This is a genomic window from Micromonospora sp. AMSO12t, assembly GCF_008806585.1.
GTDB lineage: Bacteria > Actinomycetota > Actinomycetes > Mycobacteriales > Micromonosporaceae > Micromonospora > Micromonospora reichwaldensis.
In genome coordinates this window covers 1-12,560 of sequence record NZ_WAAS01000191.1, presented here as the reverse complement: position 1 = coordinate 12,560, position 12,560 = coordinate 1, and the positions used below count along the sequence as shown (strand labels likewise).

Annotated in this window: 7 protein-coding genes and 1 pseudogene; 2 read left to right on the top strand and 6 right to left on the bottom strand. The window is 73.5% G+C overall.

From position 1 onward, the window contains the following. The 5 genes from dnaG to F6X68_RS23380 all read right to left on the bottom strand — a co-directional run. The coding region (gene dnaG / locus F6X68_RS23400; RefSeq protein ID WP_151456299.1) for a DNA primase at positions 1-1,368 on the bottom strand (1,368 nt) is incomplete at its 3' end. A gap of 137 nt (positions 1,369-1,505) precedes the next feature. Next, positions 1,506-3,140, bottom strand: a complete 1,635-nt coding sequence (locus F6X68_RS23395; protein ID WP_151456297.1) for a BCCT family transporter — start codon at positions 3,138-3,140, stop codon at positions 1,506-1,508. A 77-nt stretch (positions 3,141-3,217) separates the two neighbouring features. Further along, complete coding sequence (locus tag F6X68_RS23390; protein ID WP_151456296.1) at positions 3,218-4,051, bottom strand: siderophore-interacting protein; 834 nt, start codon at positions 4,049-4,051, stop codon at positions 3,218-3,220. Positions 4,052-4,066: 15 nt separating this feature from the next. Then, a complete protein-coding gene (locus tag F6X68_RS23385; protein ID WP_151456295.1) occupies positions 4,067-5,368 on the bottom strand; it encodes a deoxyguanosinetriphosphate triphosphohydrolase in 1,302 nt (433 codons plus the stop codon). Next, complete coding sequence (locus F6X68_RS23380) at positions 5,358-5,711, bottom strand: VOC family protein (protein WP_151456294.1); 354 nt, start codon at positions 5,709-5,711, stop codon at positions 5,358-5,360. The genes F6X68_RS23385 and F6X68_RS23380 overlap by 11 nt, the downstream gene beginning before the upstream one ends. A gap of 193 nt (positions 5,712-5,904) precedes the next feature. Here F6X68_RS23380 and F6X68_RS23375 point away from each other — a divergent pair, with 193 nt between their 5' ends. Next, positions 5,905-6,390, top strand: coding sequence for a roadblock/LC7 domain-containing protein (locus F6X68_RS23375; protein WP_151456293.1), 486 nt, complete (start codon positions 5,905-5,907; stop codon positions 6,388-6,390). A 130-nt stretch (positions 6,391-6,520) separates the two neighbouring features. Here the strand turns inward: F6X68_RS23375 and ppdK are convergent, their stop codons facing one another. After that, complete coding sequence (gene ppdK / locus F6X68_RS23370; RefSeq protein WP_151456292.1) at positions 6,521-9,253, bottom strand: pyruvate, phosphate dikinase; 2,733 nt, start codon at positions 9,251-9,253, stop codon at positions 6,521-6,523. Between the two features lie 315 nt (positions 9,254-9,568). Here ppdK and F6X68_RS23365 point away from each other — a divergent pair. Beyond that, positions 9,569-11,332: pseudogene (locus tag F6X68_RS23365) on the top strand (beta-N-acetylhexosaminidase); the annotation flags it as partial. Positions 11,333-12,560: the final 1,228 nt, after the last annotated feature.

Below are 12,560 nucleotides of genomic sequence, written 5' to 3'. Positions count from 1 at the left end.
GGGTGCGGCCGAGGCGGCGGCGAGCACGGCCCGCTGCACCGGCTCGATCTCCATGCCGAGGTCGCCGGCGAGCTTGCGCACGTACTCCGGGCGCTTCTCCCGGTCCTTGAGCTTGGCGACCAGCGGCGCGGCCCGGCGCATCGCCTCGACCCGGCCGTCGACGGTGTCGAGGTCGAAGCGGTTGATCACGTGCCGCAGCGCGAAGTCGACAAGCGGCTCGCGGCGGGCGACCAGGTCGCGGACGGCCAGGTCGCCCTTGGCCAGGCGCAGGTCGCAGGGGTCCATGTTGTCGGGGCTGACCGCGATGAACGTACGCCCGACGAAGCGCTGGTCGTCCTCGAAGGCACGCAGGGCGGCCTTCTGGCCGGCGGCGTCTCCGTCGAAGGTGAAGATGATCTCGCCGGCCACGTCGTCGGTGTCCATCAGCAGCCGGCGCAGCACCCCGATGTGGTCCCCGCCGAACGACGTGCCGCAGGTCGCCACGGCCGTCGGGACCCCGGCCAGGTGGCAGGCCATCACGTCGGTGTAGCCCTCGACCACGACCACCTTGCCCTGTTTGGCGATCTCCCGCTTGGCCTGGTCGATCCCGTAGAGGACGTGCGACTTCTTGTAGATGGGCGTCTCGGGGGTGTTCAGGTACTTCGGGCCGTCGTCGTCGTCGAAGAGCTTGCGGGCGCCGAAGCCGATCACGTCGCCGGTCAGGTCGCGGATCGGCCACATCAGCCGGCGGCGGAACCGGTCGATCAGCGTGCCGGAACGCGACGGGCGGGACAGCCCGGCGGTGACCAGCTCGTCGTGGCTGAAGCCCTGCTGGCGCAGGTGCTTGGTGAGCAGGTCCCAGGCGTCGGGTGCGAAGCCGCAGCCGTAGCGCTCGGCGGCGGCCCGGTCGAAGCCGCGCCGGGCCAGGAACTCCCGGGCGGGACGCGCGCCGGCGGTGGTGAGCTGGCCGCGGTAGAACTCGACGGCGGCGGCGTGCGCGGCGACGAGGCGCTGCCGCTGCCCCTGCTGCGGGCGCGGACGCGGCGCGGCCGAGTCGTTCTCGACGTAGCGCAGCTGGAGGCCGGCGCGGTCGGCGAGCCGCTCGACCGACTCGACGAAGCTGAGGTGCTCGGCGTCCATCAGGAACTTGATCGCGTCGCCGCCGGCGCCGCAGCCGAAGCAGTACCAGACGTTGCGGGCGGGCGAGACGTTGAACGACGGGCTCTTCTCGTCGTGGAACGGGCACAGCCCCTTGAGGTTGCCGCTGCCGGCCGACCTCAGGGTCACCGTCTCGGAGATGACGTCGGCGATCGAGCTGCGTTCCCGGACCAGCGCGATGTCCTCGTCCCGGATCCGCCCAGCCATGTCCGCCACCCCCTCGGCGTACATCCTGCCCTGCCGCACCGACGCCGCGCCGCCGGGGGACGCCGCGTGTGGCGACCACCGCCGTCACCTCGGCGCCCGCGCCCGCGACGGCCGCCCCCGCCCGGCCGGGTCACGGCCACCCGGCGCGGTGCCACGCCGGGTCAGCGCGGGCGCCGCAGGTAGCGCCGCACCGGCGGCGGGTCCTCCTCGTCGTACGACCGGGCGGCCCGGACGGCGGCGGCCAGGCCGGAGCGGCGGACCCGCGGCGGCGGGTTGACCGCCGGGTCCCGGGCCATGTCCCGGACCAGCGCGACGGCCAGGCCGAGCATCACCACGACGAAGGGCAGGGCGACGAGGATGGTCGCCTGTTGCAGCGCGTCCAGCCCGCCCACCAGCAGCAGTACGGCGGCGACCGCGCCGATCAGCACGCCCCAGACCACCACCAGCGCGCGGTGCGGGCGCAGCGCGCCCCGGGAGGTCAGCGAGCCGAGCACCAGCGACGCCGAATCGGCGCTGGTGACGAAGTAGAGGGCGATCAGCACCATGGCCAGCACGCTGGTCAGCGTCGCCAGCGGCAGTGCCCCCAGCAGGCCGAAGAGGGCCTGCTCGGTGCCCGCCCCGACGTCGGCGACCAGGTCCCGGGCGCCGGTGGCCTGCGCCCGCAGCCCGCTTCCGCCCATCACCGCGAACCAGACCGCGCTGGCTCCGCTCGGCACCAGCAGCACCCCGACGACGAACTGCCGGACCGTACGGCCTCGGGAGATGCGGGCGATGAAGGTGCCCACGAAGGGCGCCCAGGAGATCCACCACGCCCAGTAGAAGATCGTCCAGGAGCCGAGCCACGACGGATCGGAGAAGGCGCCCGTGCGGGTCGACATGAAGACCAGGTTGCTGAGATAGTCGCCCACCGCGGCCGGCAGGACCTCCAGCGTGTAGATGGTCGGCCCGACCACGAAGACGAAGAGCATCAGCAGCACCGCCAGCAGCACGTTGGTGGTGGAGAGCCACTTGATGCCCCGGTGCAGCCCGGAGAAGGCGGAGATGACGAACGCCAGGGTGAGCGCGCCGATCACCACCAGTTCCACCGCGGTCGTGTCCGGAACACCCGCCACCAGGTCGAGACCGGCGGCGACCTGGAGCGCGCCGAGGCCGAGGCTCGTCGCCGAGCCGAACACGGTGGCGAAGACGGCCAGCAGGTCGATCGCCCGCCCGGCCGCGCCGTCGGCACGGTCCCCGAGCAGGGGGTGGAAGGCCGCCGAGATCCGGTTCTCCCGGCCCCTGCGGAAGGTCGAGTACGCCAGCGCGAGCGCGACGACGGCGTAGATCCCCCAGGGGTGCAGCGTCCAGTGGAAGAGGGTGTACTGCATCGCCGTGGCACCGGCCGCGCCGGTCTGCGGTGCGACGCCGGTGGCCGGCGGAGGCACGGCGTAGTGCTGGATGGGCTCGGCGACGGCGAAGAAGACCAGGCCGATCCCCATCCCGGCGCTGAACATCATGGCCACCCAGGCCAGCGTGCTGAACTCCGGTTCGTCGTCGTCGGCACCGAGCCGGATCCGGCCGAACCTCGTCGTCGCGATGATCACCGAGAGCACCAGGAAGGCGTCGGCGGCCACCACGAAGAACCAGCCGAAGGTGTCGATGACCCAGGCCAGGCCCGACTCGCCGAAGCCGGCCAGGGAGCCCCGGGCCAGCACGCCCCACGTCACCACGGCCAGTACGCCGCCGACGCTGAGCGCCAACACCGTCCGGTCGATCCGGCCCACGGCCTGCGCCCGGTCCCGTACCTGCCCGCTCATGGCCACCCCCTGCCCATCCTGCTGGGCAGGAGGGCGGCACACGGCGATATCGGGCGAACCTGCCCGGCAGTGGTTGGTCAGGCGGGGACGGCGGCCTCCTCGGCCTCCACCTGCCGCTTCCAGTCGGACTTGCTGGCCCGCCAGCCCTCGTCGTCCATGCCCCGGCGCCAGTAGCCGGAGATGGAGAGCCGCTCGCGGGGAATGGCGTGCTCGACGCGGAGCAGGCGGCGCAGCTCCTTGACGAAGGTGGCCTCGCCGTGCACGAAGGCCTGCACGTCCCCGGGCGGGAACTCCAGGGCGCGGACGGCCGTGACCAGGGCCTCCCCGACCGGGCGGTCGCCCCGGTGCAGCCAGGTCAGGCGCACCGCGCCCGGGCTGGCCAGCGGCTGCTCCTCGGTCGGGTCGGCGACCTCGACGAAGACGGTGGCCGGGGCGCCGGCGGGCAGCCGCTCCAGGGCGGCGGCGATGGCCGGCAGCGCGCTCTCGTCGCCCACCAGCAGGTGCCAGTCGGCGTCGGGGCTGGGGGCGTACTCCCCGCCGGGGCCGACGAAGGGCACCGGGTCGCCGGGGCGCAGCGCGGCCGCCCACGGCCCGCCCAGCCCCACGTCACCGTGGTGCACGATGTCGACGGTCAGCTCGCCGGCCGACGCGTCCCAGGCCCGCACGGTGTACGCGCGCAGCCGGGGCCACTGCTCCCGGGGCAGGTCACGGCGGAGCGCGTTGAGATCCGCCGGGATCGGGTACCGCGTCCCCGGCGCCGGGAAGACGATCTTGATGTAGTGGTCGGTGAACTCGCCCACCGGCAGGCCGGCCAGCTCCTCACCCCCGAGCACCAGCCGGACGACGTGGGGGGTGGGCCGCTCGGTGCGCAGTACCCGGGCGGTGGTGACCTTGATGGGGCGCTCCGTCATGCCGGTTAGGCTAGCCTAAGTTCGCGCGCCTGCCCATCCCTGATCTCCCGCCGGCGGGTGCCCGCGCCCACCGCGCACCACCCGCGCGTGCCAGGCGACAGCCGCCGGGTCGGTCAGCGAGGCCACCTGGTCGACCACCACCCGGAGCCGGGCCGCGTCGTCCGGCGCGGCCGACCAGAGCGGGGCGAAGACGGGATCCAGCCCGTCCGGCGCCCGGTCGGCCAGGGCGTGCACCAACTCGGCCAGCACCTCCCGCTGCCGCCGGTAGCGGTCCCCCGCGCCGGGGCGACGCATCACGTACCGCAGGGCGATGCCCTTGAGCAGCGCGCACTGCGCCCCGATCCGCCGGGGCACCACCAGGTCGGCGGCGTAGCGGCGGTGCGGGCCGTGGCCGTACCGCTCCTGCGTGGCCGCCACCACCGTCGAGACGAAGCGGCCGGTCAGCACGCTGGTGGTGGCCTTCAGCGCCGCCTGCGCGCGGTGGCTGCCGTCGTAACCGGCCAGCGGGGCGAGCACCGGATCGCCGAGCAGCTCCAGCAGCACGTCGCCGAGGTCGGCCGGGGACTCGCCCGAGTAGGTGGCGGCGACGTCGGCGCAGAGCGCGGCCCGCTCGTCGGGGTCGCGCAGCAGCGTGCGCAGCGCCACGTACCCGCCGTGGATGCCGTCCTCGACGTCGTGCACCGAGTACGCGACGTCGTCGGCCCAGTCCATCACCTGCGCCTCCAGGCAGCGCCGGTCGTCACCCGGGCCGCCCGTACGCAGCCAGGCGAAGAGCGGGAGGTCGTCGTCGTACACCCCGAACTTGCGCTGCTCCTGGCGGCGGGGCCACGGGTACTTGCTGACCGCGTCGAGCGATGCCCGGGTCAGGTTGAGGCCGGCGGACCGCCCGTCCGGGGCCACCACCTTGGCCTCCAGGCGGGTCAGCACCCGCAGCGTCTGCGCGTTGCCCTCGAAGCCGCCGCACCCGGCCGCAAGGTCGTCCAGCGCGTCCTCGCCGTTGTGCCCGAACGGCGGGTGACCGAGATCGTGGGCGAGCCCCGCGGTGTCGACCACGTCCGGGTCGCAGCCCAGCCGGGCCCCCATCTCGCGGGCGATCTGCGCGACCTCCAGCGAGTGGGTCAGCCGGGTACGCAGGAAGTCGTCGGTGCCGGCCGTGTGCACCTGGGTCTTCGCGGCCAGCCGCCGGAACGCCGCCGAGTGCAGCACCCGGGCGCGGTCCCGCTCGTACGCCGACCGCCCGTGACCGGTGTCCTTCGGCGGCTCGGCGACCCAGCGGGCGACGTTCGGATCGTCCGGCCCGGGAGGCTCAGTCCTCACGCTGCCGCAGCACGCAGAACTCGTTGCCCTCCGGATCGGCCAGCACGGTCCACCCGCCGTCGCCCTGCCCCACGTCGACGTGCCGGGCCCCCATGTCGACCAGCCGCTCGACCTCGGCCTCCTGGTCGTCGGGACGCAGGTCGATGTGCAGCCGGTTCTTGGTCGTCTTGTCGTCGGTCACCGACACGAAGACGATGCCCGGCAGCCGGTCGGCGGACCGGCGGATCTCCACCTCGTCCGGCTGCTCGGTGACCACCTGGTAGCCCAGCGCCTCGGCCCACCAGCGGGCGAGCCGGGCGGGGTCCCGGGCGTCGACGGTCAGGCTCTCCCAGGCGCTGCTCATGTCGATCAGGTTACGCCCGCGCGCCGCGAACGGCGCGCCGCCGGCGCGCGCCCGACGGCTACGCAACCTCCGAACAGTCGAGAGTTGTCGACCGATCGCCGTCGGTTACGGGATCGCGGTCCGGCATGGCCGCCGGTAGCGTTCCCAGCGCGGAACGTGACCAGACTGAGGGCCCGACGGTGGGGAGACGCCCGTGAACGCGGACACGATGATGGGAACGGAACTGTCGGAGCTGCGCCGGCGCCGCCCGGAGGTGGCGGGCACGGTGCTGGCCGGGACCGACGGCCTGCTGATCTCCAGCGACCTGCCGACGACGGACGCCACCCACCTGGCGGCGCTCGCGGCGGCGAGCTTCGGCCTCGGTCACCGGGTGGCCGACACCGTGCGGCACGGCGAGTTCCGGGAATCGGTGGTCCGCACCTCGACCGGCGCCGTCGTCACCTATCCCGCCGGGCGCAACGCCCTGTTGACGCTGGTCGCCGACGCCAGCGCCGACCTGGACGAGCTGCACGCCGACGCGCGGGCGGTGGCCCGGCGCACCGGCTCGGTGCTGGACACCAGCCGCCTGATCGGGGCGGCGACGGTGCCCGAGGCACACGCCCGGCTCGCGGCCCGCACCTCGGGCGGCAGGCTGCCCCGGCGCGTCACCCCCCACGCCTGGCGCCGCCCGCCGGTCTGAGCAACCCCCGGGAGTCGGTCCGCGACCGACTCCCGACCCACGGTGCGGTCGCGCCGGCACGGGCCACCCGCACGGCAGCGGCGGCGGACCCGCTCCCCCGGGTCCGCCGCCGGCCTGTCGTCCTCGCGCGTCAGCGGCTGTCGGAGCCGTCCGTCTCCACCGCCGCGCGGCCGGCCTCCAGCCGGGCGACGGGCACCCGGAAGGGGGAGCAGGACACGTAGTCCAGGCCGACCTCGTGGAAGAAGTGCACCGACTCCGGGTCGCCCCCGTGCTCGCCGCAGACGCCGAGCTTCAGCTCCGGCCGGGCCGCCCGGCCCTCCTCCGCGGCGATGCGCACCAGCCGGCCCACGCCGTCGCGGTCGATCGACTCGAACGGCGAGATGCCGAAGATGCCCAGCTCCAGGTAGCGCCAGAAGAACGCGCCCTCGACGTCGTCGCGGGAGAACCCCCAGCCCATCTGGGTCAGGTCGTTGGTGCCGAAGGAGAAGAACTGCGCCGCCTCGGCGATCTGGCCGGCGGTCAGCGCCGCCCGGGGCACCTCGATCATCGTGCCGATCAGCACCTCGACGCCGCTGTCCCCGACCACCTCGGCGATGATCTTCTCGGCCTCGGCGCGGACCGTCTCCAGCTCCTGCACCGCGCCGACCAGGGGGACCATGATCTCCGGCCTGGCCACCGCGCCGCTGCGGGTGACGGTGACTGCGGCCTCCGCGATCGCCCGGACCTGCATGGCGAACAGACCGGGGATGACCAGGCCGAGGCGGACGCCACGCAGGCCCAGCATCGGGTTCTCCTCGTGCATCCGCCGGACGGCGGCGAGCAGCGCCTCCTCCTGCGCCACGTCCTCGCCGCGCTCCTGGGCGACCGCCACGTTGACCGCGAGCTGCTCCAGCGGGGGCAGGAACTCGTGCAGCGGCGGGTCGATCAGCCGGACGGTGACGGGCATCCCGTCCATCTCCCGGAAGATCTCCTCGAAGTCGGCCCGCTGCAACGGGAGCAGCGCCGCCAGCGCGGCCTCCCGCTCGGTGTTGTCGCGGGCCAGGATCAGCCGCTCGACCAGCTCGCGCCGGTCGCCGAGGAACATGTGCTCGGTGCGGCACAGCCCGATGCCCTCCGCGCCGAAGCGCCGGGCCCGGGCGGCGTCCGCGCCGGTGTCGGCGTTCGTGCGGACGGCCAGCCGCCGCCTGGCGTCGGCGTGCGACATGATCCGGTGTACGGCCCGGACCAGCGGATTGTCGACGTGCTCGGGGTCGAGGCTGCCCTCGAAGTACTGCACCACCTCCGACGGCATGACCGGCACCTCGCCGAGGTAGACCTTGCCGGTGGTGCCGTCGATGGAGACGACGTCGCCCTCGACGACGGTCTGCCCGCCGACGACGAACCGGCGCTGCGGGACGTTGACCTCGATCTCGTCGGCGCCGGAGACGCAGGTCTTGCCCATCCCCCGCGCCACTACGGCGGCGTGGCTGGTCTTGCCGCCGCGCGAGGTGAGGATGCCCTGGGCGGCGATCATGCCGTTGAGGTCGTCGGGGTTGGTCTCGCGCCGGACCAGGATCACCGACTCCCCCTCGGCGGCCAGTTCGACCGCGCGGGCGGAGGTGAAGACCACCTTGCCCGACGCCGCGCCCGGCGACGCCCCGATGCCCTTCGCCACCGGCTGGAACTCGTGGTCGAGCCGGAACCGGGGGAACATCAGCTGGGCGAGCTGCGCGCCGTTGACCCGGTGCAGCGCCTCGTCGAGGTCGATCAGGCCCTCGTCGACGAGCTGCCCGGCGATGACGAACGCCGCGGCGGCGGTGCGCTTGCCGACGCGCGTCTGGAGCATCCAGAGCTTGCCGCGCTCGATGGTGAACTCGATGTCGCAGAGGTCCCTGTAGTGACCCTCCAGCCGGGCCATGATGCCGAGCAGTTCGTCGTAGGACTTCTTGTCCAGCCGCTCCAGCTCCTGCAACGGCACGGTGTTGCGGATGCCCGCGACCACGTCCTCGCCCTGGGCGTTGGCCAGGTAGTCGCCGTAGATGCCCTGGGCGCCGCTGGCGGGGTCGCGGGTGAACGCGACGCCGGTGCCGGAGTCCGGGCCGAGGTTGCCGAAGACCATCGCCACCACGTTGACCGCCGTGCCCAGGTCAGCCGGGATCCGCTCCTGGCGGCGGTAGAGCACCGCGCGCTCGGCGTTCCACGACTCGAAGACCGCGCGGATGGCCAGGTCGAGCTGCTCGCGCGGCTCCTGCGGGAACTCCCGGCCGGTGTGCTTGAAGAAGATCTTCTTGTACGCGTCGACCAGCCCCCGCAGGTCGTCGGCGCCGAGATCGAGGTCGTCGTGGGTGCCCTTGGCCCGCTTGGCGTCGTCGAGCGCGTGCTCGAACTCCTCGCCCGGCACCTCGCACACCGTCTTGCCGAACATCTGGATCAGGCGGCGGTAGGAGTCCCAGGCGAACCGGTCCGCGCCGCCAAAGGTCTGCGCGTCCGCGCCGCTGGCCTGTCGCGCGAGCCCCTGGACGCTGCGGTCGTTGAGGCCGACGTTGAGGACGGTCTCCATCATGCCGGGCATGGAGAACTTGGCGCCGGAGCGGACGGACACCAGCAGCGGGTCCTCCGGGTCACCGAGACGCTTGCCCATCGCCTGCTCCAGCGACGCGAGGTGCGCGGCGATCTGGTCGGCCAGGCCGTCCGGTTCCTCCCCGGTCGCGAGGTACGCCTTGCAGGCCTCCGTGGTGATCGTGAAGCCCGGTGGGACCGGCAGGCCGAGATTGGTCATCTCGGCCAGGTTGGCCCCCTTGCCACCGAGCAGTTCCTTGAGATCCTTGTTGCCCTCGGCGAAGGCGTACACGTACTTGTGTTCCACCGTCTCCTGCTTTGCCACCAGAGCCCTCCCACGCGCGCCGGTCCGACACTTAACGAAGGTTCAGTCGCTCTCATACCCCGGGACGGACCACCGGCAATCCCGGTGCCAAGCCGGCCGGTGGGCGAAGGCTAAGCGAACTTCGCGTGGCCCGGGACCGTTCGGTGACAATAGGCACAGCTATCACGACTATCCGCGTTCGTACCGGTTTTTGGGAACGCTTCCACGCGCACGATCACGCATTTCCGGCTCCGCCTCGTATTCTTGGCCGCACGCTTTTCGGTGAACCTCACCTTTGCCATAACCGCCGCAAATACACCCCTCGGAGCCGACGCCGTGCCAGCCGTTCCCACCGCCGCCCCGGAGCCGCTCGACCCGTCCCGCGCCGCCGGGGTGGACGAGCGGGAGCCCGGCCACCGCGCCCTACCGATCCACGAACCGGCCGCCGCCGAGCTGGCCCGGGCGGCGACCCGGGCCGCCGACGACCTGCTCACCCCGCCGCCCGGGACCGCCGACGACCTGCCCGTCACGCCGGCCCGGGTCCGGCTGGGCGACGTCGTGCCCGCCCCGGAGCGGGTCGCGCCGGCGCTGGGCGCCGACTTCGTCCTCACTCCCGACGCGGCGATCCGGGTGAACGGCGACGACGACGCCCGCGCCGTCGCCGGTCAGCTGGCCGCCCTGCTCCGGCCGGCCACCGGCTACCCGCTGCCGGTGACCGACGCCACCCGACCGGAGCCGGCCGGCGGCATCACCCTGACGCTGGCCGCCTCCGCCGACCTCGGCCCGGAGGGCTACCGGCTCGACGTGACGCCCGACGGCGTACGGATCGAGGCCGCCACCCCGGCCGGGCTCTTCCACGGCGTGCAGACGCTGCGGCAGCTCCTGCCCGCCGCCATCGAGAGCCCGGTGCCGGTAGCCGAGCACTGGGCGCTGCCCGGCGGTTCGATCACCGACCGGCCCCGCTTCCCCTACCGGGGGGCGATGCTCGACGTGGCCCGGCACTTCTTCGGCGTACCGGACGTGCTGCGGGTGATCGACCACCTGGCCCGCTACAAGCTCAACCACCTGCACCTGCACCTCACCGACGACCAGGGCTGGCGGATCGCGATCGACTCCTGGCCCCGGCTCGCGGAGGTCGGCGGGGCGGTCGAGGTGGGCGGCGGCCCGGGCGGGCACTACACGCGCGACGACTACCGGCGGATCGTCGCCTACGCCGCCGAGCGGCACGTCACCGTGGTGCCGGAGATCGACCTGCCGGGGCACACCAACGCCGCGCTGACCGCGTACGGCGAGCTGGCCCCGGACGGCACCGCGCCGCCGCCGTACACCGGCACCGAGGTCGGCTTCAGCTACGTCGACCCCACCAACGAGCGGACGTACGAGTTCGTCGCCGACGTGCTGGGCGAGATCGCGGCGCTCACCCCCGGGCCGTGGCTGCACATCGGGGGCGACGAGGCGTTCAAGGTACGTCCCGACGCGTACGCGGCCTTCGTCGAGCGCACCCAACGCATCGTCGCCGGAACCGGCAAGACGGTGGTGGGCTGGCACCAGATCGCGCCCGTCGCGCACGCCGAGGGGCGGGTGCTCCAGTGGTGGGGCACCAAGGGCGAGGACCCGGTCACGGCGGACGCCGTCCACCGGGGGGCACGGCTCGTCCTCTCCCCAGGCAACCACGCCTACCTCGACATGAAGTACGCCCCGGACACCCCCATCGGGCACGACTGGGCCGGCCTGATCGACGTGCGGCGGGCGTACGACTGGGATCCCGGCACCCACGTGGCCGGCGTGCCGGCCGACGCGGTGCTGGGCGTGGAGGCGCCGCTGTGGACCGAGTCGGTCACCTCGCGGGCCGAGGTCGAGTTCATGCTCTTCCCGCGCCTGCCCGCGATCGCCGAGCTGGGCTGGTCGCCCCGCGCGACGCACGACTGGGCCGGGTTCCGCGATCGGCTGGCAGGGCACGGCCCGCGCTGGGCCGCGGCCGGCATGGCCTTCCACCGCTCACCGGAGATCCCCTGGCCCGCCGAGCGGCCAGCTCCCGCCAAGCGGCAGGCGGCGATCCCCACCCAGACCAACCACCCGACTCCCACCGCGCCACACACGGCGATCCCCACCCAGACCGACCAACCAACTCCCACCGGGCCGCGCACGGCGGCCCCCATCCAAACCAACCCCGAGGAGGCCTCCGCGCCAGGCCCGTCCGCCTGACGCCCGCGCCCGACGCCCCCATCCCCGCCGCGGTGGCGGTCGCCGCCGCCATCGCGGTCGTCACCGGGTCACCTGGCTCACCCCGGTTACCGGATCACCCGGGGCACATCGGGGCACCGGGGCACCGGATCCATCGGGTCCATCGGGTCCATCGGGTCCATCGGATCACCGGATCACCGGATCACCGGATCACCGGATCACCGGTGGAGATCTTGGTACGAGATGGCCCCTGGAGGGGCGGTTTCTAACCAAGATCTCCGGTAGAAGCCCAGCGGACGGACGCGAGAGTGGGCACCGACGGGGTGTGGCCCGCCGTGCCCGGCGCAGGGACGGGGCGGTGGCGGTCGCCGCTGCCGTCGCGGTCGCGGTCACCGTGACGGTCACGGGTGCCGTGGCGGTCACGGGCGCCGCGACGGTCACGGGTGCCGTCGCCATCGCCGTCGCGGATGCCTCTCGATCTCGGGGTCAGGGCGGTTTCGCCTGACGCGTCACGCAGGGCACGTACCGCCGGTTGCCGGGGTGCCCATTGCTGGCGGGCGCGCGGACAGGCGGCACGGATGCGCTCCTCGGGGCGCTGTCGAGCTGATGTCGTAGACGATTCAGCGGTGCCGTCCGTTCCGGGCCGGAGAGGCGTGGGGATTGGGCGCGGAAAGAAGTCGCGGTTCGTGCCGTCGGGGCAGCGTGAGTCGTTTACGACATCAGCTCGACAGCGCGCTCGCCGCCCCATGCTGCACCCGACGACCGACGGCGGCAGACTGCGACGGGCTGCGACGGGCTGTGGAGTCGTGGGAGTTTTGTCCGCTTCGAAGTGTCCGAGTCCGTGCCTGGATGTCCGTCGCCGTCCGGTGCGTCCCGTGGCCGGCGCCACCTCAGCGGCGGAATCGTGGGCCGGTGCGGGCCGTTGAACATGGCATACCCACGGCGCCTCCCCCGCGCGCCACGGTGGCCCGACCGGCCGGCGGAATGACTGGCCGACCCGGGTCGTTGAGACATCCCGGACGCCCGAGCAGGCCCCCCACCGCCGGAGCGATCCGTTCTGACTTCCCCCTCGCGGCACGCCGCTCCCCCGCGCGTCCGCGTACCCCCGATCGAAAGGTGCTGCCATCATGCGTACCGACATCCT